The 24,784-nt window shown below is 69.6% G+C and carries 24 protein-coding genes and 4 tRNA genes; 17 read left to right on the top strand and 11 right to left on the bottom strand.

What is annotated here, in order from left to right:
• Nucleotides 1-43 precede the first annotated feature (43 nt).
• Nucleotides 44-514 (top strand): hypothetical protein, encoded by a 471-nt coding sequence (locus HNR02_RS10930; RefSeq protein ID WP_179773031.1) that lies wholly within the window; start codon nucleotides 44-46, stop codon nucleotides 512-514.
• A gap of 353 nt (nucleotides 515-867) precedes the next feature.
• On the opposite strand, the gene HNR02_RS10935 is transcribed toward HNR02_RS10930, so the two are convergent.
• The 4 genes from HNR02_RS10935 to HNR02_RS10950 all read right to left on the bottom strand — a co-directional run bounded on the left by HNR02_RS10935 (nucleotide 868) and on the right by HNR02_RS10950 (nucleotide 2,665).
• Nucleotides 868-940: transfer RNA gene (locus tag HNR02_RS10935), tRNA-Lys, on the bottom strand.
• 68 nt (nucleotides 941-1,008) lie between these two features.
• Nucleotides 1,009-1,425 carry a hypothetical protein gene (locus tag HNR02_RS10940; RefSeq protein ID WP_179773032.1) on the bottom strand — a complete coding sequence of 139 codons (417 nt, stop codon included), beginning with the start codon at nucleotides 1,423-1,425 and terminating at the stop codon, nucleotides 1,009-1,011.
• Nucleotides 1,418-1,783: a hypothetical protein gene (locus HNR02_RS10945; protein ID WP_179773033.1), complete on the bottom strand. Its 366-nt coding sequence runs from the start codon at nucleotides 1,781-1,783 to the stop codon at nucleotides 1,418-1,420. The genes HNR02_RS10940 and HNR02_RS10945 overlap by 8 nt, the downstream gene beginning before the upstream one ends.
• 465 nt (nucleotides 1,784-2,248) lie before the next feature.
• Complete coding sequence (locus HNR02_RS10950; protein WP_179775846.1) at nucleotides 2,249-2,665, bottom strand: acyl-CoA thioesterase; 417 nt, start codon at nucleotides 2,663-2,665, stop codon at nucleotides 2,249-2,251.
• 98 nt (nucleotides 2,666-2,763) lie between these two features.
• On the opposite strand from HNR02_RS10950, the gene HNR02_RS10955 reads away from it, so the two are divergent.
• The 5 genes from HNR02_RS10955 to HNR02_RS10975 all read left to right on the top strand — a co-directional run bounded on the left by HNR02_RS10955 (nucleotide 2,764) and on the right by HNR02_RS10975 (nucleotide 9,821).
• Nucleotides 2,764-4,428 (top strand): thiamine pyrophosphate-binding protein, encoded by a 1,665-nt coding sequence (locus tag HNR02_RS10955; RefSeq protein ID WP_446680332.1) that lies wholly within the window; start codon nucleotides 2,764-2,766, stop codon nucleotides 4,426-4,428.
• Between the two features lie 183 nt (nucleotides 4,429-4,611).
• Nucleotides 4,612-4,815 carry a cold-shock protein gene (locus HNR02_RS10960; protein ID WP_179773034.1) on the top strand — a complete coding sequence of 68 codons (204 nt, stop codon included), beginning with the start codon at nucleotides 4,612-4,614 and terminating at the stop codon, nucleotides 4,813-4,815.
• Nucleotides 4,816-4,988: 173 nt separating this feature from the next.
• Nucleotides 4,989-6,380, top strand: coding sequence for a GlnX family signal transduction membrane protein (locus HNR02_RS10965; RefSeq protein WP_179773035.1), 1,392 nt, complete (start codon nucleotides 4,989-4,991; stop codon nucleotides 6,378-6,380).
• The gene (locus HNR02_RS10970; protein WP_179773036.1) at nucleotides 6,380-7,336 is read left to right on the top strand and encodes a glutamate ABC transporter substrate-binding protein; all 957 of its coding nucleotides are present in this window, start codon (nucleotides 6,380-6,382) and stop codon (nucleotides 7,334-7,336) included. The genes HNR02_RS10965 and HNR02_RS10970 overlap by 1 nt, the downstream gene beginning before the upstream one ends.
• A 13-nt stretch (nucleotides 7,337-7,349) precedes the next feature.
• Nucleotides 7,350-9,821: a serine/threonine-protein kinase gene (locus tag HNR02_RS10975; RefSeq protein ID WP_179773037.1), complete on the top strand. Its 2,472-nt coding sequence runs from the start codon at nucleotides 7,350-7,352 to the stop codon at nucleotides 9,819-9,821.
• Between the two features lie 86 nt (nucleotides 9,822-9,907).
• On the opposite strand, the gene HNR02_RS10980 is transcribed toward HNR02_RS10975, so the two are convergent.
• Nucleotides 9,908-10,456: a TetR/AcrR family transcriptional regulator gene (locus HNR02_RS10980; RefSeq protein ID WP_312860971.1), complete on the bottom strand. Its 549-nt coding sequence runs from the start codon at nucleotides 10,454-10,456 to the stop codon at nucleotides 9,908-9,910.
• Nucleotides 10,457-10,604: 148 nt separating this feature from the next.
• Between HNR02_RS10980 and HNR02_RS10985 the strand changes: the two genes are divergently transcribed.
• On the top strand, nucleotides 10,605-11,762 hold the full coding sequence (locus HNR02_RS10985; RefSeq protein WP_179773039.1) for an alpha/beta hydrolase family protein: 1,158 nt from the start codon (nucleotides 10,605-10,607) through the stop codon (nucleotides 11,760-11,762).
• Nucleotides 11,763-11,842: 80 nt separating this feature from the next.
• Here HNR02_RS10985 and HNR02_RS10990 read toward each other — a convergent pair whose 3' ends face one another.
• Nucleotides 11,843-12,325 carry a PaaI family thioesterase gene (locus HNR02_RS10990; protein ID WP_179775848.1) on the bottom strand — a complete coding sequence of 161 codons (483 nt, stop codon included), beginning with the start codon at nucleotides 12,323-12,325 and terminating at the stop codon, nucleotides 11,843-11,845.
• A 257-nt stretch (nucleotides 12,326-12,582) separates the two neighbouring features.
• Here HNR02_RS10990 and HNR02_RS10995 point away from each other — a divergent pair, with 257 nt between their 5' ends.
• Nucleotides 12,583-13,947 carry an MFS transporter gene (locus tag HNR02_RS10995; RefSeq protein ID WP_179773040.1) on the top strand — a complete coding sequence of 455 codons (1,365 nt, stop codon included), beginning with the start codon at nucleotides 12,583-12,585 and terminating at the stop codon, nucleotides 13,945-13,947.
• Nucleotides 13,948-14,008: 61 nt separating this feature from the next.
• Here the strand turns inward: HNR02_RS10995 and HNR02_RS36080 are convergent, their stop codons facing one another.
• Nucleotides 14,009-14,134 (bottom strand): hypothetical protein, encoded by a 126-nt coding sequence (locus HNR02_RS36080; RefSeq protein WP_281377204.1) that lies wholly within the window; start codon nucleotides 14,132-14,134, stop codon nucleotides 14,009-14,011.
• Nucleotides 14,135-14,331: 197 nt separating this feature from the next.
• On the opposite strand from HNR02_RS36080, the gene HNR02_RS11000 reads away from it, so the two are divergent.
• Complete coding sequence (locus HNR02_RS11000) at nucleotides 14,332-14,493, top strand: hypothetical protein (protein WP_179773041.1); 162 nt, start codon at nucleotides 14,332-14,334, stop codon at nucleotides 14,491-14,493.
• Between the two features lie 53 nt (nucleotides 14,494-14,546).
• On the opposite strand, the gene HNR02_RS11005 is transcribed toward HNR02_RS11000, so the two are convergent.
• Nucleotides 14,547-15,743, bottom strand: a complete 1,197-nt coding sequence (locus HNR02_RS11005; RefSeq protein ID WP_179773042.1) for a L,D-transpeptidase — start codon at nucleotides 15,741-15,743, stop codon at nucleotides 14,547-14,549.
• Between the two features lie 397 nt (nucleotides 15,744-16,140).
• On the opposite strand from HNR02_RS11005, the gene HNR02_RS11010 reads away from it, so the two are divergent.
• Nucleotides 16,141-16,344, top strand: a complete 204-nt coding sequence (locus HNR02_RS11010; protein WP_179773043.1) for a cold-shock protein — start codon at nucleotides 16,141-16,143, stop codon at nucleotides 16,342-16,344.
• 67 nt (nucleotides 16,345-16,411) lie between these two features.
• Here HNR02_RS11010 and HNR02_RS11015 read toward each other — a convergent pair whose 3' ends face one another.
• A complete protein-coding gene (locus HNR02_RS11015) occupies nucleotides 16,412-16,846 on the bottom strand; it encodes a hypothetical protein (RefSeq protein ID WP_179773044.1) in 435 nt (144 codons plus the stop codon).
• A 474-nt stretch (nucleotides 16,847-17,320) separates the two neighbouring features.
• Here HNR02_RS11015 and HNR02_RS11020 point away from each other — a divergent pair, with 474 nt between their 5' ends.
• The 4 genes from HNR02_RS11020 to HNR02_RS11035 all read left to right on the top strand — a co-directional run bounded on the left by HNR02_RS11020 (nucleotide 17,321) and on the right by HNR02_RS11035 (nucleotide 18,062).
• On the top strand, nucleotides 17,321-17,563 hold the full coding sequence (locus tag HNR02_RS11020) for a hypothetical protein (protein ID WP_179773045.1): 243 nt from the start codon (nucleotides 17,321-17,323) through the stop codon (nucleotides 17,561-17,563).
• A gap of 230 nt (nucleotides 17,564-17,793) precedes the next feature.
• A tRNA-Glu gene (locus HNR02_RS11025) sits at nucleotides 17,794-17,866 on the top strand.
• An 18-nt stretch (nucleotides 17,867-17,884) separates the two neighbouring features.
• Nucleotides 17,885-17,958 (top strand) — tRNA-Asp (locus tag HNR02_RS11030).
• A gap of 30 nt (nucleotides 17,959-17,988) precedes the next feature.
• Nucleotides 17,989-18,062, top strand: a tRNA-Phe gene (locus HNR02_RS11035).
• Between the two features lie 204 nt (nucleotides 18,063-18,266).
• Here the strand turns inward: HNR02_RS11035 and HNR02_RS11040 are convergent.
• Nucleotides 18,267-19,517, bottom strand: a complete 1,251-nt coding sequence (locus tag HNR02_RS11040) for an SLC13 family permease (RefSeq protein ID WP_179773046.1) — start codon at nucleotides 19,515-19,517, stop codon at nucleotides 18,267-18,269.
• 1 nt (nucleotide 19,518) lies between these two features.
• Nucleotides 19,519-20,691: a CaiB/BaiF CoA transferase family protein gene (locus HNR02_RS11045; protein ID WP_179773047.1), complete on the bottom strand. Its 1,173-nt coding sequence runs from the start codon at nucleotides 20,689-20,691 to the stop codon at nucleotides 19,519-19,521.
• Between the two features lie 124 nt (nucleotides 20,692-20,815).
• Between HNR02_RS11045 and HNR02_RS11050 the strand changes: the two genes are divergently transcribed.
• The 3 genes from HNR02_RS11050 (at nucleotide 20,816) to HNR02_RS11060 (ending at nucleotide 24,778) form a co-directional block, all read left to right on the top strand.
• The gene (locus HNR02_RS11050; protein WP_179773048.1) at nucleotides 20,816-21,697 is read left to right on the top strand and encodes a LysR family transcriptional regulator; all 882 of its coding nucleotides are present in this window, start codon (nucleotides 20,816-20,818) and stop codon (nucleotides 21,695-21,697) included.
• Nucleotides 21,698-21,785: 88 nt separating this feature from the next.
• Entirely contained in the window at nucleotides 21,786-23,144 is a 1,359-nt protein-coding gene (locus HNR02_RS11055; RefSeq protein WP_218902783.1) for an MFS transporter, read from the top strand.
• Nucleotides 23,141-24,778 carry a carboxylesterase/lipase family protein gene (locus HNR02_RS11060; RefSeq protein ID WP_179773049.1) on the top strand — a complete coding sequence of 546 codons (1,638 nt, stop codon included), beginning with the start codon at nucleotides 23,141-23,143 and terminating at the stop codon, nucleotides 24,776-24,778. Before HNR02_RS11055 ends, HNR02_RS11060 begins: the two co-directional genes overlap by 4 nt.
• The last annotated feature ends 6 nt before the right edge of the window (nucleotides 24,779-24,784 follow it).

The raw sequence follows: 24,784 nt of genomic DNA on the forward strand, positions 1-24,784 counted from the left end.
AATGGCAGGGGTACGGCCGGCCCGCCGATGGTGTTCTGAGCGCATGTTGATCGCGAAGAGGACCAGCCGGCTGGGCCGGCAGTACACGCTCATCCGCGACGGTCGGGTACTGCCCGAGTTCGTCCTGAAACGGCGGAGCGCGCAGTTCACTGTGGACGATTCTGGCTACAGCGTCCGGTTGCATCGTTTCAGCAGGCTGTGCGAGCTGTTCGGCGCGGACGGCGCGGTGCTGGCGAGCACCGACCGGGTGGGCTGGCGGTGGAACCTGCACGCCTCGGGACAGGACTACGAATTCCGGCAGACCGCGATGCCCGGCCGGGAGTACACGATGGCCGGCGAGGACGACCCGGCAGCAGGAACGATTCAACGGAACGGTCCGGCCGATTCGACCGTGACGGCCGATCTGCCGCTGCTGAAACCGGAGCTGGAGGCATTCGTGCTCGTGGCGGTGCTGCTCAACCGGCGCCGCAAGCGGGTCGCGGCCGGGATCAGGGGCGGCGTGTCGGCAGGCTGAGTACGGTCTCCAGGCCGGTGACGGCGGCCGCAGCCGGTGCGTGATCTCGGCTGCCCGGCTGATCCGTACGCAAGTTGGTGAGGAATTGCCGCCACCAGGTTTGCCATGGCAGGTCTTCGTCGGGGAGTCGGTATCTCGCGAGCACACGGAGACGTCGAGGGCTTTCGCGACGTCCCGGATGGTCCACTCATCCAGACCTTTGCCGCGCGTGAGCTCGACGGCGGCAGAGACGATCGCATCGCGCCCGACGGGCGCTCGGAGCCCAGCATGCTCTCGGCGCCCAACTCCGCTTCGGCGAAGGCATCTGCAGAGGATGTGCCAGCAGAATGGCGGCGCGACCTGCGGGAATGAAGTGGGCCGCCTGGGGCTCGAACCCAGAACCTACGGATTAAAAGTCCGCAGCTCTACCAATTGAGCTAACGGCCCGTCACCTCAGCTTAGCGACCCGCCGTGGGTGGTCGGAGCCCTGGGGGCGCCCCGGGGACGGCGTCGGGCTAGTGGTGGGCCGTTCGGCGCAGCCAGAGGAGGCCGATGATCGGCAACACGAGTGGGATGAACAGGTACCCCTCGCCGTAACCCGACCATACCGTGGCGTCCGGGAAGGCTTCCTGGTCGAACACGCTCAGCGTGCCCACCACGAGCACGCCCAGCAGTTCGATCCCGACCGCGGCCACGGCCAGGCGGAACGAACCCTCGCCGCGGCGGGCCAGGGCTATCGTGGCCACTATGTAGATCACCGCGGCCAGCGCCGAGAGCGTGTAGGCCAGTGGTGCCTCGTGCCACTTCGTCGAGATCTGCACCGCCGCGCGGGACGTGGCGGCCAGTGCGAAGATCCCGTACACCGCGACCAGGATCCGTCCCGGTCCGGTCGCGGTGTTGCGCCGCGTGCCCTGCTCGGAAGGCTCAGCCATGTCCGGCACCCCAAATCTGGTGGATCCGCTCGACCATCACCGGGATCGCCAGGCACGCGACGCCCAGGATGACCGTGCTCGACCGGCTGCGCTCGGCCAGCGCCCACGCCGCACCCACCGGCAGGATCACCAGCGAGCCGACGAGGTAGGCCAGGTAGGTCACCATGCTGTGCGGCCGGTCGCCCGCGACCAGCAGCACGACCCCGACGACCAGCTGCGCGAAGATGAGGACCTCGACCACACCGAGCGCCACGAGCAGCGCGCGTCCCGGTTCGCGGCCCCGCGCGGCGGAGACGAACGCCCACACGGCGACCAGCGCCGCGCTCACCGCGACCGTCACGCCGAACCCTGTGATCACCCGTTCTCACCCACCGTCGAACGTCATTGCGGTTCGCAGCTTAGCCGCGTGGCACACGCCACCCGCCGACAGGAGCAGGCCCGGCGGAAAATAACCGACCAATTATCCGTCCACCCGGATGGCCGTATCGGCGGGGAATCGCCGGTGGCGCGATGACCAGTCCGGAGGAGCCCGCCCCGGCCCGTTACTCGGCGAACGGGTGGTGGGAAGCCAACCGGGCTCACTGTCGGTGAACCCGAATCCCGTGACGCGACGCCGGTTCGGCGGTGCGGCGTGCCGGGTGACGGCGGGCACCATGAAACGCGGGCAGGGATGTCGGTATCAGGCGAGGGAGATTCGCGTGATCTTCCAAGTGAATTGGCGCGGTAATCCGGAACGCATATTCGCGACCGTGTTCTCGATGGCGACGGCGCGGTCGCCGGTGCTCCGTCCCCCGGGCCGGTGCCCGCAGCGGGCGTGCCCGTGTCAGGCGCCCCTGAGCGCCTCCAGCGACTCCCGCAGCTTCCCCGCCAACGGCACCGGACGGCGGGACCCGCGGTCGACGAACACGTGCACGAAGTGACCTTCGGCGACCAGTTCGTCCCGGTTCTCCCGATACAGGCCGATTTCGTACCGCACACTGCTGCGGCCGAGGTGCCCGACGCGCAGGCCGACGGACAGCACCTCGGGAAAGGCGACCGACGCGTGGTAGTTGCAGTGCGACTCGATACACAGGCCGATCACGCCGCCGCCGTGGATGTCCAGGCCGCCGCGCTCGACGAGCCACGTGTTGATCACGGTGTCCATCAGGGCGTAGTGGACGACGTTGTTGACGTGCCCGTACACGTCGTTGTCCTTCCAGCGGGTGGGAACCTGCTGCCAGTGCGGGTAGGAGGTCACGATCGGCAGCCTACGGGCAACTACCCTCGGGTGATCGTTCACTCGACCGGGAATCTCAAGATCACTTGACCGGACCAGCGCGACGCTGGGAACCTTCTCCCATCGGGTACGAAGAGGGATGGACCGTCGCCGAGATCACGGTCCGGGTGCTGGTCGACGCCGGGCTCCGGCGTGCCTACACCGTTGCCGGTGGCGCGTTCCTCGAACTCCTCGACGCCCTCCGGTTCGAACCGTTGATGGCGCTGGTCACGGCACGGCAGGACACCGGCGCCGCGTTCATGGCCGAGGCCGAGGGCAAGCTGCGCGAGGTTCCGGCGCTGCTGCTGGGCGGACCTGGCCCGGGCATCGCGAACTTCCTCGTCGCCACCCGTTCGGCGTACCAGGACGGTACGGCGATGGTCGTGCTGGTCGAGGAGCGCGCCAGCGTCCGGCTGAGCGGTCCCGGCATCCAGGACGGGCTCGCCGAACCGGACCCGCTCGCGATGTTCGGCCCGTTCGCCAAGTGGACCGGCCGCGCCGAGACGGCCGCGCAGGTGCCGGTGCTCGCCGCGCGGGCGGCGCGGGCCGCCCGCACCGGCCGCAAGGGACCCGCGGTGCTGGCGGTGCCCGCCGATTTCTGGGTGGCCCCGTTCGACGGCGAGATCCCGGAGCCCGAACCGGTGCCGGACGACACCGGCGCGGTGCTGCGCTCCGCGCACGAGGTCGCCGCGCTGCTGGCCGACGCGCGCTACCCGGTGGTGATCGCGGGTGGCATCGGCCGCGCCGCCCGCAAGGACCTGATCGTCGCCTCCGAACAGCTGGGCCTCGCGGTCTACACCGCGTTCCGCCGCCAGGACAGCTTCCCGGAGAACCACGCGCGCTACGCCGGCCACCTCGGGGTCGGCATCCCGCCGGGCCAGCTCGACGCGCTCGACCGAGCCGACGTCGTGCTGGCCGTCGGCACCCGCCTGGACGAGGTCACCACCCAGAACAACCGGTACCCGAGCTCGTCGCAGACACTCGTGGTGATCGGTCCCGGACTGCCCGCGACGCACCGGCGCGGCCTGACGTTCCGGATCGACTGCGAGATCGCCCCGTTCCTGAAGCAGCTGGTCTCCGTCGGGGTCGCCCGGTCACGCCGCAGCTCGGCGGCCAACGCCGCGACCCACACCCACATGACCCCGCCGCGCACCAGCCCGGACCACCCGCTGGTGCACCCGGCGGACGTCGTGCGGGTGCTGCGCAAAGTCGCGCCGGAGGACACGGTAGTGACCGCCGACTCCGGCAACACCGCGCGGTTCGTGCACCGCTACTGGTGCTTCACCGAGCCGCACACCCAGATCGAACCGCCGGAGGGCGTGCGCGGTTACGCCGTGCCCGCCGCGCTCGGCGTGAAGCTGGCCGCACCCAAGCGCACGGTCGTCGCGGTCATCTCCGACGCCGCCGCGATGATGACCGGGCAGGAACTGGAGACGGCGGTGCGTCACCGCGCGCCGATCCTGATCGTGGTGTTCCAGAACGGCCTGTACGCCGACATCGCCGTGCACCAGGCGGTCAAGCACGGGCGCCTGAACGGGGTCGCCCAGACCGCCGTGGACTTCGCGGCGTGGGCGCGTTCGTTCGGCGCCGCCGGGTACACGATCGAGTCACCCGAACAGCTCGAACCGACCATCACGCGCGCGCTCCAGCACCAGCGCCCCAGCGTCGTCGACGTGCGCACGGACCCCGACGTGATCGATCCCGACACCCGCCTGTCCACGCTGTTCCAGCGGGGTCGCAAGAGGTAGCGCTCCCGGCGGATCTGTGATCTACTGGCGTTGGTCTTCAAAGATTTTGTGTTCGTGTTCAGACACGCTCGCAAGATTTGGCGGGCGTAGTGGTTCCCCGGTCGGGGAGGCAAACCGATCCGTCATTGACCCGGTGCACCGAAGTGGTGTGCCGTTTTGTTTGCAGTATATGGAGATTTTTTCATGGCTCAGGGCACCGTGAAGTGGTTCAACTCCGAGAAGGGGTTCGGCTTCATCACTCCCGACGAGGGCGGCGGCGACGTCTTCGTCCACTACTCGGAGATCCAGGGCCGCGGCTTCCGCACCCTGGAAGAGAACCAGCGGGTTGAGTTCGAGATCGGCCAGGGCCAGAAGGGTCCGCAGGCCACCGGGGTCAGCGTCCTCTGATTCGACTTCGAACGGCAGCCCCCGTCTCCTCGTGAGGCGGGGGCTGCCTTCGTTTCCGCCCTTTCCGCAACGGTGTTCGTCCGGCGCCCGCCGATCTCGCCGACCTCGGTTCGGGAGATCGTGCCGTCCGGTACCTTCATGCCCGTGTGGTTCGAGGGCGAGGGGTGGAACCGATGACTGCGACCGCGACGCGGCCTGCCGTGCCCGGTGGCCCCGGTGGTGGACCGCCGGACCCCGCACCATCACCGAACGCCCCGCGCTCGGGCCTGGCCGGCCTGCTCGACCTGCCCGGATCCGCCGTCCGCGGTGTCATGCGGTCCGCACGCACCACGCCGGGCCGTCTGACGGTGATCGCGGTCGGGCTCGTGGTGCTGGCACTGGTCGCCGGGCTCGTCGCGACGGTCACGCTGCAGGAGCGCAAGAACACGATCAACGACCTGATCGACCACCGCGAACCGCTGGCCGCGGCGTCGCAGGAGGTCTACCGGTCGCTGTCGGACGCCGACGCGACAGCGGCGAGCGCGTTCCTCGCGATCGGCGTCGAGCCCCCTTCGCTGCGCCAGCGCTACGACACCGACATCGCCCGCGCCGGGGTCGCGCTGGCGAAGGCCGCGTCCGATTCGGCTGGTGTCGCCGAGGCGGCCACGCAGGTCGAGACCCTGTCCCGCCAGCTGCCCGTCTACACCGGTCTGGTGGAGACGGCGCGCGCGAACAAGCGGCAGGGCTTCCCCGTCGGCTCGTCCTACCTGCGCGAGGCGTCCAACCTCATGCGCACCACGATCCTGCCCGCCGCGCAGGACCTGTACCGGATCGACACCGACCGGCTGGCCGAGGAGCAGGACGACGCCACCGATTTCCCGTGGGCGGCCGCGCTGCTGGTGCTCGCGTTGCTCGCGGCGCTGATCGCGACACAGGTCTACCTGACCCGCCGCACCAACCGCGTACTCAACGTCGGGCTCGTCGTGGCCACCGCCGCGACGGTCGTCGCGCTGCTGTGGGGCGCGGTGGCGGTCACCGTGCAGAGCGTGCTGGTCGCGGGCGGCAACGAGGACGGCAGCCATCAGGTCGACGTGCTGGTCCGGGCCCGCATCGCGGCGCTGCAGGCCCGCGCCAACGAGATGCTGACGCTGGTCGCCCGCGGCGACGGCAGCACCTACGAACAGGACTTCGACGCGCTCGCCCCGCAGGTGACCGGTCTCCTCGACGAAGCACGGGGTTTCGCGACCGGTGAGATGGGCCGCGAGGTTCAGGGCGCGGCCGACAGCGCCAAGCGGTGGCTGGACACGCACCAGGAGATCCGCGCCAAGGACGTCGACGGCGCCTACTCCGACGCGGTGAAGCTCGCGGTCGACTCGTCCGTGCAGGGCGGCGCCGCGACGACGTTCGCCAATCTCGACGACGCGCTCGTCGCCGCGATCGAGCAGGGCCGCCAGTCGTTCCTGGACGACACCCGCGGCGGTGACCGGGCGCTGACGCTGCTCGCGCCCGGCCTCGCGGTGCTGGCGGTGGTCGCCGCGGGCGGCGCGACGATGGGGATTCGGGACAGGCTGAGGGAGTACCGCTGATGGCTCGGGGGAAGCTCGCCGCTCTCGTGGCGGCCGTCGCACTGCTGGCCGCCGGGTGCGGCAGCGCCGGGACGCCCGCCGATCCGGCGCCGGTCGGCGACGTGCAGGCGCCGGTTCCGGCCGGGGTCGGCGGCGGGGACACCGGAGCGGGCAGTTCGGCCGACAACAACTGCGATACGCGCAGCCTCTCGCCCAACGGGTCGATGCCCTCGGGTTCGACCATGGACAAGATCCGCGACCGCGGCCGCCTGATCGCCGGCGTGGACCAGACGAACTACCTGTTCGGCTTCCTCAACCCGTCCAGCGGCAACCTCGAGGGCTTCGACATCGAGATCGTCAAGCAGATCGCGGCGTCGATCTTCGGTGACTGGGAGGGGCACATCCAGTGGGTGGCCATCCCGTCGTCGGCCCGTGAGCAGGCGCTCAAGGACCACCAGGTGGACATCGTCGTCCGCACCTACAGCATCACCTGCAGCCGGATGAAGGACGTCGCGTTCTCCGCGCCGTACTACCAGGCCGGGCAGGCGGTGCTGGCGGCGAAGAACTCCGGGGTGCGTGGCATGCAGGACCTCGGCGGCAAGCGCGTCTGCGCGGCCACGAACTCGACGTCGCTGGCCTCGATCGCCCAGGCGCCGTCGCACCCGATCCCGGTGTCGGTGAACAACTGGTCGGACTGCCTGTTGCTGATCCAGCAGGGCCAGGTCGACGCGGTGTCCACCGACGACGTGATCCTCGCGGGGATGGCGCGCCAGGACCCCAACCTCGAGGTCGTCGGCGAGCCGTTCACCAAGGAGTTCTACGGCGTGGGCATCCCGCTCGGGCAGGACGACATGGTCCGCTTCGTCAACGCCGTGCTGGAGAACGTCCGCAACGGCAGCGCCTGGCAGAACGCGTACAAGTACTGGATCGAGCGGGACCTCGGCCCGGGTTCGCCGCCGACCGTGTCCTACCGCTGAGGGGGCGTCCACAGTGTCCGAACAGGATCGCCGTCCGCGTCACGCACGCCCGGACGACCAGCCGATCACCGGCTCGCTCGACGACGAGCCCCGCCGCACGCCGTTGAACGAGCCGGTGCCCTCGGCCGCCGAGACCCAGATCATCGAGCCGGTCCGCCCGCCGGCGCAGCCGGTGCAGCCGGACGAGGTGCAGCTCACCAGCGTGCTCGCCTCGCCCGCCCCGATGACCGAGATGATCCGCCCGCCCGCGCCGCCGCCCGAACCGAGCGGCCCCGGGGTGCTGCCCGATCCGGGCACCGACAGCGTGCTGCCCGAGCAGTCCAGCGGCCGCCACACCGGCTCGGGCAGCCAGCCCGGCACCGGCCCGGGAACCGGAACGGGGACGGGCACCGGCGCGTTCCCCGGGACTTCGCGGCGCACCGGGAGGCGTTCCCGGCGGGGCCGTCTCGGCGCCGGCCTGGTCGAGGTGCCGCCGGTGCCCTACCGCGATCCGGCGTCGGCCGTGCTCGCCAACCCGGTGGTCTCGGAGGAGAAGCGCTACTGCGGCAACTGCTCCGCGAAGGTCGGACGCGGCTCGGCGGGCCCGGAGGGCGTGTGCGAGAAGTGCGGCGCCGCCTACTCGTTCCTGCCGACACTCCAGGCGGGGGATCTGGTCGGCGGTCAGTACGAGGTGCTCGGCGCGATCGCCTACGGCGGGCTCGGCTGGATCTACCTCGCCAAGGACCGCAACGTCAACGATCGCTGGGTCGTCCTCAAAGGACTGATCGACACCGGCGATCCGACGGCCGTCGCGGCGGCGGTGAACGAGACCCGGTTCCTGGCCGAGGTCGAGCACCCGAACATCGTCAAGATCTACAACTTCGTGCAGCACCCGGACGCGCGGACCGGGCACGCCATCGGCTACATCGTGATGGAGTACATCGGCGGGCAGTCACTGCGGCAGCTCGCGCTGGCCCACCAGCGCGCCGCCGGACGCCCGGAACCGCTGCCGATCGCGCAGGTCATCGCCTACGGCCTGGAAATCCTGCCCGCGCTGGGATACCTGCACGGCCAGGGCCTGCTGTACTGCGACCTCAAGCCGGACAACGTGATCCAGACCCACGAGCAGCTCAAGCTGATCGACATGGGCGCGGTGCGGCGGACCGACGACTACACCAGCCCGCTGTTCTTCACCACCGGTTACAGCGCGCCGGAGCTGACCACGCACGGCGCGTCGATCGCGTCCGACCTCTACACCGTGGGCCGCACCCTGGCCGTGCTGAGCTTCGAGTTCAACGGCTACACCACGAAGTACAAGGCCGGGCTGCCGACGCCGGACGAGATCCCGCTGTTCAAGCTGTTCGGCTCCTACTACCGGTTCCTCAAGCGCTCGACGCATCCCGATCCGGACCGCCGGTTCCTCTCCGCGGAGGAGATGTCCGACCAGCTGGCCGGGGTGTTGCGCGAGATCATCGCGATGGGCACCGGAAAACCGCGGCCCGCGGTGTCCACTGTGTTCGGTCCGGAGACCAACACCTTCGGCGTGGACCTGGTCGTGCCGGAGGCGGGCTGGACGGTGCCGCTGCCGGACGCCGTCGAGGTCGTGTCCGGCCTGCCGATCCCGCAGGTCGACACGGACGACCCGGCGGCGGGCGTGCTGGCGACGACCACGGCCGTCGATCCGCGTGCCGCGATCGACGCGCTGGCCGGTGCGCCGCCGGACTCGATCGAGGTGCGGCTGCGGATCGTCCGGGCGCGCATCGAACTGGGCGAGCTGACCGAGGCGAGCCGCCAGCTGCAGGCCGCGCAGTACCTGGCCATCCGGGCCGGGTACCCGCACGACTGGCGCATCGACTGGCACCGCGGGCTGATCGAGCTGGCCGGCGGACGGCCGCGGGTCGCGAACGTCGCGTTCGAGACAGTGTACGACGACCTGCCCGGCGAGATCGCGCCGAAGCTCGCGCTCGCGGCGAGCGCGGAGGGCATCGGCGACTACTTCACCGCGGCGCGGTTGTACGAGCAGGTGTGGCGCACCGACCGGTCATACGTGAGCGCGGCGTTCGGGCTGGCGCGGGTGTACCTGGCGCAGGGCGCGCGGGCGGGGGCGATCGAGGTGCTGGAGTCGGTGCCGTCCGCGTCGACGCACTACGTCGCCGCGCGGGTCGCCGCGATCAAGGTCAAGACCCGCGCGGCCGGGCCGAACACGCAGGTCAGCGAGGCCGATCTGGTGGACGCGAGCACCAAGCTGGAGCAGTTGCGCCTGGACGGCGAGCGGCACACCCGGATGTCGGCGGAGGTGCTCGAAGCGGCCTTCTCCTACGTGCAGGGCGCGCCGCCGGGATACCGCACCAGCGCGAAGGTCCTGGGCTGCGAACTGTCCGAACGCGACATCCGCTTCGGACTCGAACGCTGCTACCGCGCCCTGGCCCGCCAGGCGGGCACGGCAGGTGAGCGCATCGAACTGGTCGACCGCGCCAACTCGGTCCGCCCCCGCACCCTCACCTAGAGTGCCGCGACACCATGGCGCCGTGCTGGCCGTTCTCGGGGAGCCGGTCCGGGCACGGGCCAGCGGCCACCGGATGCGGAGGGTGATCAGGCGGCTTTCAGCGCGGCCTCGACCGCGGCGGTGAGCGTGTCCAGGTAGTCGTCGTCGCTGTCGCCGTGCACCATCAGGATGCGGAAAACCAACGGCGCGATGAGGAGATCGACGGCCAGTTCCCGGTCGAGCCGGTCGGAGAGTTCGCCGCGATCGATCGCCGCCTGGAGCATGGCTCGTGCCACCGCCCGCCGAGGTTGGGCGACACTGCCGTCGATCACGTCGGCGAGGACGTCGGAGTGGCGCGCTTCGGCGAGCAGCCCCGGACCGATGCTGGCGACCACGGGGTTGGCGAGCTGGGCGCGAAGGGTGCCGAGGAGTTCGCGCAGGTCGGTGCGCAGTGCGCCGGTGGCCGGTACCGGGGGAAGCGTGTTCTCCACCGCGTCGCGGAGCAGCTCGGAGAGCATCTCCTGTTTGGATGGCCAGCGCCGGTACAACGCGGCCTTGCCCACGCCCGCGCGCCGCGCGACTGCCTCCATGGACATCCGCGCGTAGCCGGCCTCGGCGAGTTCGGCGAAGGCGGCCCCGGTGATCGCGTCGGTCACCTGCTGCCGCAGGGCCGCGCCGCCGGTGGGTTTCCTGGTAGCGATCAGTCGAGTGTAGCCGAGACGGAACGGTTGCGTTCCATCGGAGGCGGAGCTACTCTCATCAAACGGAACGATACCGTTTCGTTCCATTGAAGGGTGGCAGACGATGAAGTTCCTGTTCGAGGACGAGTCCTTCTCCTTCGAGGCGTTGCGTGCGGCGGGCTACGCGACCTATGCCGGCGCCGAACTGGGGGAAATCCTGACCACGTGCCGCCGGATCCCGGACTGCGATGAGCAGGCGTGGTCGGCCGAATGGGCCGGGACGGCCGAGCGGGTCGAGAAGATCGGCCGGAACGCGCTGGCGGGCGGACACCGGGTGAGCGCCAGGGAAGCCCTGCTGCGCGCGTCGAACTACTACCGGACGGCCGACTTCTACCGCCGCGCCGATCCGGCGAACGACGCCGAGTCCGCCCGGCTGGCGAAGGCGTCACAGCGGACGTTCGCCGACGCCGCCGCCCTGTTCGACATTCCGCCCCGCGCCGTCCGCATCCCCTACGAGGACACGACCCTGCCCGGATACCTCTACCTCGCCGACAGTTCGGGGAAGCCTCGCCCGACCGTCCTCTACCACGGCGGCTACGACTCGACCCTGGAAGAGGACTACCTCGCGCTGGCCGCAGGCGCGTTGCGGCGCGGCTACCACGTTCTCACCTTCGACGGGCCCGGCCAGGGTTCCACCGTCCGTGAGCAGGGCCTGCACTTCCGCCCGGACTGGGAGGCCGTGGTCTCACCCGCCGTGGACTTCGCGCTCGCGTTGCCCGAAGTGGACGCCGACCGGCTCGTCCTCATCGGCACCAGCCTCGGCGGCTATCTCGCCGCCCGTGCTGCCGCGTTCGAGCACCGGCTCGCCGCGTGCGTCCTGCACGACGGTGTCTACGACCTGCACGAGACGCTCCAGGCGATGCTCCGGAACGTCGGCGGCCCGGATGACCTGGCGGCGCACAGCGTCTCGGTCCGCTGGTTGGTCAACAACGGTCGCTGGACCTACGGTGTGGCCGACGCCGGCGAACTCGTGGCAGCCTCAGCGGCGTACACAGTGGACGGAATCGCGGACAAGATCACCTGCCCGACCCTGGTGCTCGACGCCGAGAACGACCAGTTCTTCGCCGGCCAGCCGCGGCGTGTGCACGACGCGCTGGTCTGCGAAAAAGATCTGTTCCTCTTCGCCGAGGAAGAAGGGGGCGGCGAGCACTGCCACGAAGGCGCGATCGCGCTGTGGCACCAACGCGCCTTCGACTGGCTCGACACCGTCCTCGCCGCTTAGGAGTGTTGGGGAAGTGGCTTGCGTGGCGGTGCCGGCGCACGGCCCACAGCAAGCGGCTCTACCGCTGAGGAAACGGCCACCTAGGGGTTGATGTCCCAGTCGGCGCGGCGGGACGGGGTCTGGCTGAACTTCTTGAGCGCGTCCGGATCGCCGTTCCTGGTGAAGTGGTCGAGTCCGACCTGGACGAACAGTCCGCGGGCGCGCACGGCGACCGCGCCGTCGGCGGAGTCGAGGTGCCCGTCGGCGCTCGCGTAGATCTTGCGGCCCGCCACGCCGTCCACCTTGGCCGCGATGAACAGCGTGGTGCCGACCGGGACCGGGCGCAGGAAGTCGGTTTCCAGCTTGCCGGTCACCGCGGGACGGCGCAGCAGGTTGCCGACCGTCGAACCGAGCGCTTCGTCGAACGCGCACGCCAGCAGTCCGCCGTGCGCGAGTCCTGGCGCGCCCTGGTGCGCCGCGGTCACCGGGAACTGGGAATACACGACGCCGGCCTCGCCGACCGTGGAATGCATGTGCAGGCCGTTGTCGACATCGCCGCACCCGAAGCACTCCACGTAGTGCATTTCGAGCTTGACGCCCGGACCAGGGGCATCGGCGTGGACCAGCGGTGGTTCGGTCCGGACCGGAGGCCACGGAGTCACCGGCAGGCGCTTGTCGCTCACATCGGACACGGTAACCGGTTCTACCCGTAATCGGGTCGGGTACCCCGCCTTCGAAGAGACAAAAACCACGAGACGCGAGAAAATCACTACCCGATGGCACTAAGGTCGCAACCTTGACCGCGCTGGAACGAAAAGGTTTGAGGAGGTCGGGGCGGAACATGACAGACACAGCGCAGGCACCCGAGGTCGACGAGAAGACGGTGAAGAGAGCCGTCATCGCGTCGGCCATGGGTAACGCTACAGAGTGGTACGACTACGGGGTGTTCACCTCGGGCGCGATTGCCGCCAGCATCGGCACCGTGTTCTTCCCCGGTGAGGGAAACGCGATCCTGAAATCGCTGGCGCTGGTGGCTATCGGGTTCGTGGTGCGTCCGTTCGGCGGAGCGTTCTTCGGCCCCCTGGGGGACAAGATCGGCCGCCAGAAGGTCCTCGCGATCACGATCCTGCTGATGTCCGGCTGCACCTTCCTGGTCGGATGTCTGCCCACGTACGCGGGTGACTACGCGATCGGCATCGGCGCACCGATCCTGGTGCTGCTGCTCCGGTTGATCCAGGGCTTCTCCACCGGTGGCGAGTACGGCGGTGCGGCGACGTTCATCGCCGAGTACGCGCCGACCAAGAAGCGGGGTTTCTGGGGCAGCTTCCTGGAAATGGGCACGCTCGCCGGGTACGTGCTCGGCAACCTGGTCGTGCTCGCGGTGACGCTGTCGTTCACCGCGCAGCAGGTGGACAGCTGGGCGTGGCGCATCCCGTTCTTCGTGGCCCTGCCGCTCGGCCTGATCGGTCTCTACCTCCGGAACAAGCTGGAGGACACGCCGGAGTTCCGGCGACTGGAGGCCGCGGGCGAGAAGGCGGAGAAGGCGCCGCTGAGGGAGACGTTGACGCGCAACTGGCGCATGATCATGAACCTGATCGGGATCGTGCTGCTGCTGAACATCGCCGACTACATGTTGCTGACGACGATGCCGACGTACTTCACGGACACGTTGAAGATCAGCGACAACACCTCGACGATCATCATCGTGATCGTGGAGGTCATCCAGATCGCGCTGATCGCACCGCTGGGCGCGTTGTCCGACCGGATCGGCCGAAAACCCATGCTGATGACCGCGGCCATCGGCTTCCTGGTGCTGAGTTACCCGTCGATCAAGCTGATGCAGAGCGGCAGCACGGTGCTGCTCTTCCTCGGGTTCCTGATCGTCGCGCTGTTGCTGGTGCTGATGCTGGCCGTGATCGGTTCGACGTTCCCGGCGATGTTCCCGACCCGGGTGCGCTACGGCGCCTTCGCGATCGGCTACAACGTCTCGACGTCGATCTTCGGTGGCACCTGCGGTGTCGTCGTGACCGCGTTGATCCACGGCACGGGCAACGAGGACTGGCCCGCCTTCTACCTGATGGTCGCCGCGGCGATCGCGCTGTACCCGATCTTCAAGATCCCGGAGACGGCGCGGGTCCCGATGGACCACATCAACGAGGAGGGTGGCCTGACCCCGCAGCCGGCCGGCGCGACCGCGAAGGACTGACGACCGCGTGACACGAAGAGGGCCGGGTTCCGTGCGGAACCCGGCCCTCGTTCGGTTCAGCTCACTCGGCCTCGGCAGCAGCAGCGACCGCGGCACGAGGAGCAAAGTGCCGCCGCGCGTAGGCCGTGAGAGCCGATGCCACCGCAACCGCCACGCCGGCTTCCACCAGCAGTGCAGTGAAGACCATTGCTTCCTCCTCGTGATCTTTCGGGCACGGTTGACCATCGTGCCGTGTTACTGGGTTGTGTCGGGGATGATCCCCGTGTTACTCATCGCCGCGAAGCCGGTGAGTATTTCCCCGACAGGGTCACGTTGAGGGGTGATGTCGGCCACGGCAGAATGAACCGTGGCAGATCCGGTACAGGAGAAGAGGCGGCTGCGGTAATGGGCGAGGAACACCGGCCGGGCGTTGGCGAGGCCGCGCGGCTGCTGGACGACAGGACGCAGCAGATGGTCGCGGTGCCGCCGCTGCTCGACGACGCACGCGAGGGCGAGGCTCCGCTGGCTCCCGCCGCACCACCAGCCCTGGACGGACACGCGCTGTAGGAAACAGTGAAGGCCACCCCCGCGCGGGGAGTGGCCTTCACGTCTTACCGGAATCAGCTCGCGAGTGCGGACAGCTTCGTCCAGTCCGCCCAGGAGTACGTCCAGTCGGAGTAGTCGCCGTCCTTGGCGGACAACGTCTGGGTGCTGCCGGTGATCTCGACCGGGTCGCCGGTCAGCACGCCGTCGTAGTACTCCTTCGCCCGCGACGGCGACAGGTTCAGGCACCCGTGTGAAACGTTCTGCTTGCCCTGCGCCCACACCGACGACGCCAGGCCGTGGATGAACTCACCGTTGTTCGAGATCCGCACCGCCCATGGCACGTTCACGTCGGTGTAGCCGTAACGCGGGTTGCTCATCGAGTACGTGGCGTGCTTGGACATCACGACGTGGACACCGCTGTGCGTCACCCGGCCCGGATCCGAGTCGAGCCCGTAGCTGACCGGGTAGTCGGCGATCTGCACACCGTCGCGGATGACCTGCATGTGATGCGTGGTGGTGTCGCCACGGACGATCTGCGAGCGGCCGATCGAGAACGCCGCCGACACGTCCCGCTTGCCGTAGGTACCGTCGCCGATCCGCAGGCCGTAGATGTTCGCCGACACCTTGACCTGCGTGTTCGGCTGCCAGTACTCCTTCGGCCGCCAGTGCGCGCTGGTGTCGGACACCCAGGCCCAGGAGCCCTCGGTCTCCGGTGTCGTCTCGACGCTCAGTGCGCGCTCGGCCGCGGCCTTGTCGGTGACCTTGGAACTGAAGGTCACCGCGATCGGCATGGCGATGCCGTAGGTCTGGTCGTCACCGACGTTCAGGCTCGCCGACAGCTGCTTGCGCGGGCTGACGGTGCTGAACGAGCCGGCGACGGTGGCCTGCTTGCCGTCCTGGCCGAGCGCGGTGCCCGACCAGGTGTACGTCTTGCCGTAGCCGAGGTCCTCGGTGACCGTCCAGCTGCGCTTGTCGGCGGACAGTTCACCGGCGACCTGCTTGCCGTCCGGGTTGGTGAGGGTGACCGTCTGCAGTTCGCCGTCGGTGACCGTCACCTGGGCCGCGTCACCCGGAGCCACGTCCTTGGCGCCGTCACCGGGCTGCACGCTCACCTTGGCCGGTGAGGCGGCGGTCTCCTGCGCGTTGGCCGTCGTGGTCTGCCCGATCCCGGTGGTGCCCGGCGAATCGTTGCCGCTGCACGCGCCCAGCGTCAGCACCGCGGCCAGTCCGAGCCCGATCAGCGCCCCGCGCCGGTTGTGGAGTCGTATCACCCTGAATCCCCTTTTCCCCTGTCGCCAGACAGACGCACGTCCGTGGGTGATCGTTGACGCCCAGGAGTGTGACTCCTGTCACTATCGAGGGAACTCTGGTCTCGGAACGCCACGGTCGACCGCTAGATGATCAGCCTAACGAGTGGAGCCGACAGTGATCGGGTGACGCCTCTAGTCCATTACGGTGACTGAGTCAAAGGGGTCCGAAAACGTGCCCGTCCGGGTAGGCTGCCGCGCAGGCCGTTGTTTTGCGTGGTCGTGGCTACACACTCGCGGAACTTTCGACGCGGGCCCTGAGCCGCACGCGCTCGTCGCTCGACAACCCGTCGGACCGTCCGGGCGGCCCCGGAGGCCGCTCGCCGGCCTTCGCTGGAGTGATTGACGAGGAGCAACAGCGGTGGCGCAAGGCACTGTGAAGTGGTTCAACGCCGAGAAGGGCTTCGGCTTCATCGCCCAGGACAACGGTGAGGGCGACGTGTTCGTGCACTACTCGGAGATCGAGGGCCGGGGCTTCCGGTCGCTCGAAGAGAACCAGCGCGTGGAGTTCGAGATCGGCCAGGGGCAGAAGGGGCCGCAGGCCCAGAAGGTGCGCGTCATCTGACGCTCACCTTCCCCGTTGTCGTCCCCGTCCCCGGCGTTCGCGCCGGGGACGGTTTTTTCGTCCTGGATCAGTGGCGCGCGGCGCGCGGGCGGTCCCAGTTCTGGTCGAAGTGGTGCTGGTCGGTGTCGGCGACGCCGGTGTGGTCCGCGAACTGACGGCGTTCCTGCGAGGCTGCCTGGGCTTCCCAGGCGAGGCGTTCGAGGACCCATTCACGGGCGAGCGCCTGCGGCGAGGTGCCGCGGGCCTCGGCGACGTCCTTCAGCTGTGAGCTGGCGACGAGGTTCATGCGCAGCTGGTAGACCTGCGCCTCGCCGAAGCGCTTGCCGGTTCCGGTGCTTTCCGGGCCGGTTTCCGGCGCGAGCGCGGCCAGGTAGCTGGTCAGCTCGTGGTCCTCGACAGCGCTCTGCGCTTCCTTGTCCGGCGAGTTCCGGTGCTTGCCCGGGTTGACCGGCTTGAGGTTGGTCCGGGTGGGGTTCCGGCGTCCGAGAGAGGGAAGAGGCACCCGGCCACGATAACGGTTCGGTCTCGGGACGACCCTCATTGTGGTGCACGACACACCGCTTGTTGTGGATCTGCTGCGCCGTTCAGGGGGCGCGTACGCCCACATGTCGCAATCCGCGTCTCACGGATAGTGGTTCGGCGAGGCCGGGGTGGTCGGAGAAAACCGGGTGCGGAAATGGAGGGGCCCCCGCGCCAGGGGGAGGAACGCGGGGGCCGGAGGGGATCTCCACAGGCGCTGACCGGGGGTGTGTCAGCAAGTCGATTGTTACATGACGCGGCCGGGGGACGCGAGTGCTGGACGGGAAAAATTGCCCCGCCTCCGTCATCCGCCGGTTGCCGCGGGTTCATCTGCGCCGATGTCGGCCGGAAACGTTGCGTGTTCACAGGTTCACTCTGCGGGGGGCTGCGTCGCTGACGTTCCGGTCGCTAGCCTCGCGGCGAAGTTGTTGCTGTCACAGTCCTTTCGGGAGGAGCTATGAGCGGGTCTGTGGAAGTTCGGCAGTTCCTCCTTCGATACGAAGGCGGAGATCCGGTCGGCGCGGGCGTTCCCGCGCAGCGCACGGGTCAGGCCGACGCGCCGCGGGTTTCGGACGACCAGGTGCGGCGGGCGCGGCTCGCCGTGGCCGCGGGCGCGAGCGATGCCGGGGACTGTGCGCGGCTGCTCGACATGCTGGGTCTGGTGCCCGACGACGACGGTGTGAACCCGGTCCAGCGCTGACTCTGTTCCGGATCCGGGGTGCCCCTCGGATCCGGAACAAGCGCGGGTGTCGATCCCTCTGATCACTCCGCGCCCGGTGTGGATCTCGCCGGTTGACGTTTTGACTGGTCAGAACGTTCATCCGGCGTTAAGGGATACCGGGTGGAAGGGCGGTTGGGGGGTGTCCTATGCTGGTAATCGCTCCCAGGGAGACCTGAGAGCGCGGTCGATCGGTCACCCGAACCGACTGGGCTCCCATCGTCTAGCGGCCTAGGACTCCGCCCTTTCAAGGCGGCAACGCGGGTTCGAATCCCGTTGGGAGTACGCATGACAAATGCATATGGCCCTGTGGCGCAGTTGGTTAGCGCGTCGCCCTGTCACGGCGAAGGTCGCGGGTTCGAGTCCCGTCAGGGTCGCAGTAGCGTTCGGCTTCCGCCGGCGTTTCCGGCCAGGTAGCTCAGTTGGTACGAGCGTCCGCCTGAAAAGCGGAAGGTCGCCGGTTCGACCCCGGCCCTGGCCACGGTCGATGAACCGCTCCGATACAGATCGGGGCGGTTTTTTCATGCCCGCGGTCGTCGGGTTGGCACGGGTCATGGCTGATCGGTACCCGGAGTTGCGAGTCGATCGGGACGTGGTGGTGGTTCGCGGTGGCCAGGATCGTCGGGCGCGGTTGCGTGGTTGGCTGGAGCCGGAGAACTGGCTCACCGAATAGGGCGAGCCGCGCTCACCACCAGCCGAACGCCAGCCAGGCCACCGGTGGCGCCACCACGATCGACACCAGGCCGTAGGTCAGGAGCTGCCGGAACAGCTTGGGGCGCGCCGACGGCTCGGCCGCGCCCAGGAGCAGGCCGCCGGTGATGCCGAGCGGGTTGATGTCCACGAGGATCGACGCCAGCGCGAGCGCGAGTACGGCGCCGACCGGGCTGACGCCGTCGGCGACCAGTGGTGGCAGCAGGGGCATCGTGGTGACGAACACCGCGATGGAGCTGGCGGCGAACGACGTGACACCCGCGATGTAGCACAGCACCAGCAGGCTGAGGCCCGGCGAACCCTCGATCCGGAGCAGCTCGCTGATCTCGGTGAAAGCACCCAGCTCCTGCATCAGCCCGACGTAGGTCAGCAGCCCGCCGATCAGCAGCACCACGCCCCACGGGATCTTCGAGACGACCGCGCCCGGTTCGAGCCGCAGCACCAGCTGCAACAGGACAGCCGCGGTCAGGCCGAGATAGCCCACGTTGAGGTCGAAACCGACCGAGAGCACGACGACCGCGAGCATGCACGCCAGCGTGACTCCGCGGGCCCGGGCTCCCCCGGCGGGCCCGGTGTCCACACCGGACAGTCCTCCCTCGGGCGCTGTCACCCGGCCGCGGGGGACGGCCTTCGCGCGCGCCGCGACGAGCAGGCACACCGCGCACACGACGAGGCCGGTCAGCAGCCCGCCGAGCAGGAAAGCCACCGGGGCGGAATCGGGGAGCCCGATGCCGAGCTTGTCGCCCTGCCCGCGTGCGGACACACCGTAGACGGCGAGCGGCGACAGCAACCCGCTGATGATGCCGGTGATGCCGAGCACGGCGGCGACGAGCGGCGAGTACCGGTAGCGGGCGGCGAGACCGAGCGCGACCGGAGCCACGATGGCCGTCGCGGCGGCCGGGAGCGTGCCGATCGCGGTCAGCACCGCACCGATGACGAACGGGACCAGCGGCACCAGCACCGCCCGCCCGCCGACCAGCCGCAACAGCAGGTCGAGCAGCCACTCCAGCGTTCCGTTGAGCTGGGCGACCGCGAACAGGGCGGTCACCCCGACGATGAGCACGAAGAAGTCGGCGGGGAAGAACCCGGTCACCTCGTCGACCGGAACCCCGGCGGCGAGACCGAGCAGGAACGCGGCGGCCAGCGCGGCGCTACCGAGGTCGAACCTCGGCAGCAGCGTCGCCGCGAACAGGGCGACCAGTACGACGATGGACGCGATCGCCATGTCAGACCACTCCCTTGTGGCGCAACTCGTCGATTTCCCGTTCGGACAGTCCGCCGACGTCCCGCAACACGTCGGCCGTGTGTTCGCCGAGCCCGGGGGAGGCCGCGCCGACGACACCGTCGAAACCGGAGAAGCGCCCCGCGGGTGCCTGCATGAGCCGTCCCGCCACCTCCGTCACGGAGCCCCTGGCGCGGATGTGCGGATCGGCGCACACGTCCGCGGCCGAGTTCACCGGACCGGCGGCCACCCCGGCGGCGGTGAGGGTCGCCACCAGCGGGTCGAGGTCGTGGGCGCCGACGAACTCGGCGACACGGGTCTCGATCACGTCGCGATGTCGCAGCCGCGCGGTCATCGAGTCGTGGACGGCCAGGTCCGGCGCGTCCATCACCGCGACCAGCCGCCGCCACATCTGCTCCGTCGAGGCGGGCAGGGCCAGCCACCGGCCGTCGCGGGTTCGGTACAGGTTGTTGGGGCTGATGTGCGGGTTCTGGTTGCCCTGCCGCTCGCGGGACGAGCCGGTCGCCGCGTACTCGACGACGAAGTCCTCCATCATCCGCAGAAGCGGCTCGTAAAGCGGGATGTCGGCGAGCTGCGCTTCGCCGGTGCGGTCGCGCTGACGCAGCGCGAGCATCGCGGCGAAGGCGGCGTACACGCCGGTGACGCCGTCGGCGACCGGATAGCCGGCGAACACCGGTGGCCCGTCGGGATCACCGGTCCGGTAGGTGAGCCCGGCGAATGCCTCGGCGACGCGGGCGAAGCCGGGCCGGTCGGCGTACGGGCCGGTGCGGCCGAAGGCGCTGACGTGCACCATCACCAGATCGGGCCGGTAGGCGCGGAGATCGTCGAAGTCGACGCGGAACCGGCGCAGCGTGGCCGGCCGGAAGTTGGTCACCACCACGTCCGCCCCCGCCGCGAGGCGCCCGACCAGGCCGGCCGCGTCGGGATGGTGCAGGTCGACGGTGACGCTGCGCTTGCCGCGGCCGACCATCGCCCACGCCGCGGAGACCCCGTCCTCGAGCGGCGGATAGTGCCGTGCCGGGTCGCCGCTGTCCGGGTGCTCGATCTTGATCACCTCGGCGCCGAACTCGCCGAGCAGTGACGAAGCCAGCGGTCCGGCGAGGATCGTGGACAGGTCCAGCACGCGGACACCGCTGAGCGGTCCGTTGGTCGCCACGGAGTTTCCCTTTCACGTCATCGTGAGGTTTTCGCAGGTCGCCACATCGTGCCGGGGTGAACTCCGCTCTGGGAACGCCCGTTCGCCACTCACCGGTGAAAGGTTCCGGCTCTATAGTTCCGGGATGCGCGTGGAGCGGGCCCGGTACTTCCTGGCCGCGGTGGAGACCGGATCGCTGCGCTCGGCGGCGGCCCGGTGCGGGGTGAGCCAGCCGACCATCGGCCAGCAGATCGCGCTGCTCGAAGAGGAGCTCGACGTCGTCCTGATGACCCGCAGCAGGCGCGGGGTCCGCGCGACCGCGGCGGGCCAGGCGATGGTGGAGCCGCTCCGCAAGCTGGTGGCCGCCGAGGAGGCGGTGCGCGACGCGGCCATGGCCTCCGGCGGCGCCTATGCGGGCGTGGTGCACCTCGGCGGCGTGTCGGTGGCGGCGGAGACGGTCGTCGCCCCGGTGCTGGGCCACCTCCGCGAGCACCGCCCCGGCCTGCGGTTCACCGTCCGCGAGGGCGCCTCGGGCGAGATCGAGGCGGCCGTGCTCGCCGGTGAACTCGACCTGGGCGTGATCACCATGCCGTTGCACCCGCCGCCAGCCGGACTGGAGCGGGTCTCCCCGGTCGCGGCCCGGGTCGGTGCTCTCGTCCCGGCCGCGCACCCGCTGGCCGTCCGCGACCACCTCCACTGGCACGACCTCCGCGATCAGCCGATCGTCACCATGCGCGCGGGCACCATGCTGTGGGAGGTGCTGCACCGCCACGTACCCGAACCGGACGTGGTCGTCCAGGCCATGTCGGCGCGGACATTGAAGGTGATGGTGGCGCGGGGCGTCGGGCTCGGCGTGCTGGGCGGCTTCGACACCTCGGTGGACATCCCCGACGTGGTCTGGTTGCCGATTCGCGACGCGGATCCGGTCCGGCTCTGCCTGACGCAGCGGCGGAACACTCAGCCGTCGCGGGCCGCCCTGACCGTCCGGCAGCTCATCCGCGCACGGTTGGCCGACCTGGCCACCTGAAGGGTCTTGCGGCGCGGTGTGGTCTGTGCCACTGTCTTGTGGCACTGAGGGACATCTGCGTGACATCCAGTGTCATAGGAGACTTCTGGTGAACCAGCAGCGACCCGTGCCGGACGACGACGTCCTGCACGCCACGGCGAGCCGCAAGGCCGCCCTCCACCTCCTGCCGATCCTGTGCTTCGTCTACTTCATGGCCTTCGTCGACCGCACCAACGTCGGACTGGCCAAAACCTCGCTGGAAGCCGACGTGGGCATCAGTGCCGCGGCGTACGGCGTCGGCGCGGGCATCTTCTTCCTGAGCTACGCCTTCCTCGAAGTGCCGAGCAACCTGGTCATGCACCGCGTGGGGCCACGCCGGTGGATCACCCGGATCGCCGTGACCTGGGGCGCGCTGTGCGCCTGCATGATGTTCGTGCAGGACGAGTTCTCGTTCTACGCGGTCCGCTTTCTGCTCGGCGCGGCGGAAGCCGGTCTCTACCCGGCGCTCATGTACGTCATCACTCTCTGGTTCTCGCAGAAGCAGCGGGTGACGATGGTCGGCATCATCTACCTGGCCGTCTGCGCCGGTCTCGCTCTCGGCGGTCCACTCGGCGGCGCGCTGATGGAACTCCACGGCGCGGGCGGGCTGTTCGGCTGGCAGTGGATGTTCGTCGTCGAGGGCGCGATCACGATCGTGACCGCGTTCTTCGTGTGGCGCATGGTTCCGGACCGGCCCGCGGACGCGCCCTGGCTGACCGAGCGGGAGGCGCGGGTACTGACCGACCGCGCGGTCGTGCGCACGGCACCGGCGCACAGCACGTTGAAGGGCAACGTCAAGGTCGCCTTCGGCAGGCCGTTCATCCTCACGCTGTCCGCGGTCTACTTCGCCAACCAGGTCAACAGCGTCGCGATCCAGTACAACTTCCCCTCGATCGTCGAGAGTCTCGACGTCAACGGGTCCTTCCTCATCGGGCTCGTGAGCGGCAGCGTGGGCATCGGCGCGTTCGTCGGGGTGCTCGTCATCCCGTGGCTACAGCGTCGCGCGCGGAACGAGATGCGGGTCCTGATGCTCGTCACGGTCGCCACGGCGCTGGTCGCGATCGCCTACGCCTTCTCCTCCGGCGCGGTGCTGCGCATCCTGCTGATCGACGTCGCCATGTTGCTGCTCATCGGCATTCTCCCGCTCTACTGGTCGGTCGCGATGGCCAGGATGTCCGGGCTGATGGCCGCGGCGGGCCTGGCGTTCATCAACATGGTCGGTCTCCTGGGCGGGTTCGTCGGCCCGTACCTGTACGGCGTCGCGGAGAGCGCGGGAAGCGAGTCGGCCGGCTACGCCGTGCTCGTCGGCGCCTCCGTCCTCGGCGTGCTGCTGGTGCCGTTGCTGTGGCGGACGGTGCGCGCCGAGGACCGGCGATCCGGTCAGCTGTCGGAAGTGCGATCACTGTCCGGTGTGGAGGGACGGGAATGACTGTGCGGAAACGGATCCTGGCCTTGCTCCTCGGGGCGGCGGTGGCGGCCACCCTGGTCACCGCGACCACACCCGCGAGCGCGCACGACTCGTCTGTCGTCCGGCGCACCACGCTCGGGCTCGTCCGGGGCAGCGACGAAAGCCGCGGCACCGGAACCCTGTCCTGGCGCGGCATCCCGTACGCGGAGCCGCCCGTCGGGCCGTTGCGCTGGCACTCCACGGTGACGCACCGGCCGTGGCACGGGGTGCGCGACGCACGGGAGTTCGGCGACGGCTGCATCCAGGAAGGCCGGTTGTTCAGCCCGGCGCCGAGCGGTCCGCACTACGGGCTGGACGTCCGCGACGGCCTCAAGAAGCCGGTCGGATCGGAGGACTGCCTGACGCTCAACGTGTCCCGCCCGTCGGACGGCAGGCGGAACCTCCCCGTCATCGTGTTCATCTACGGTGGCAGCAACATGGTCGGGTACTCGGCCGACCCGATGTACGACGCGCGGGCGCTCGCGCGCAAGGCGGACGCGGTCGTGGTCACGATCAACTACCGGACCGGTGTTTTCGGCTGGCTCGACCTGCCCGGGCTCGCCACCGGCGATCCGCTCGGTGATTCGGGGAACTTCGGGACGCTGGACCAGCTCGAAGCGCTGCGCTTCGTCAACCGCAACGCGCGGACCTTCGGCGGCGACCCGGACAACGTGACGATCATGGGCGAGTCCGCGGGTGCCGTCAACGTGTGGGCGCTGATGGTTTCGCCGTTGAGCAAGGGCCTGTTCGACAAGGCGATCCCGCTCAGCGGCGGGCTGCAGGCGGGCGACCCGGCGGCGGCGCGCACCTACGCCGAGGCGTTCCTGTCCGAGGCGGTGGGTCCGGTCGGCGACCACGCCGAGGCCGTGCGACGGCTGCGGGAGGCGCCCGCCGGTGATCTCATCGCCGCGCAGGTGCGCCGGGGCGCCGCGGTCGGCGACCCGCCCAAGGTGATCGCCGACGGCACCGTGCTGCCCGCGGACTACCACGCGGCGATCGCGGCGGGCGAGTACCGCGAGGTCCCGGTCCTCGCCGGCAACACGTTCGAGGAGGGCAAGCTCTTCGGCGCGGCCATCGGCGCCTACCGCCCGTCCGACTACGACCGCTTCACCCTGCAGTACTTCTTCGACCCCGACCGGCCGTCGGGCCTGACGGTCGACGACCTCATCGCCGAGCAGTACCTGCCCGTCGACGGACCCGGCGGGTGGAACGAGGCGGCGGACCAGCTGACCGACGCGATCTTCACCGGGATCGTGGCGGACTCCATGAATTCGTTGCGCGCCGCGGGCAACGACCATCTCTTCTACTACCAGTTCGGCTGGAACCAGGAGCCTGCCCCGTTCGACGCGGTGTACGGCGCGGCGCACGCGATGGATCTGCCGTTCGTGTTCCACACCTTCGACGAGGGGCTGTTCACGTTCGCGTTCAGCCACCGCAACGAACCGGGCCGTCTGCGGCTGTCGGACATGATGATCGCCAGCATCAGCGCGTTCGTGCGCACCGGGAGTCCGCAGCACGCGGGCCTGGGCGCGCGCTGGAGCCAGTGGCCGGGCAGCATCGTCTTCGACGCCGACGACACGAGGGCGACCGCCCGCCCCGGCTCGTTCAGCGGGTAGCGGGGT

The organism is Amycolatopsis endophytica (assembly GCF_013410405.1).
Taxonomy (GTDB): domain Bacteria; phylum Actinomycetota; class Actinomycetes; order Mycobacteriales; family Pseudonocardiaceae; genus Amycolatopsis_E; species Amycolatopsis_E endophytica.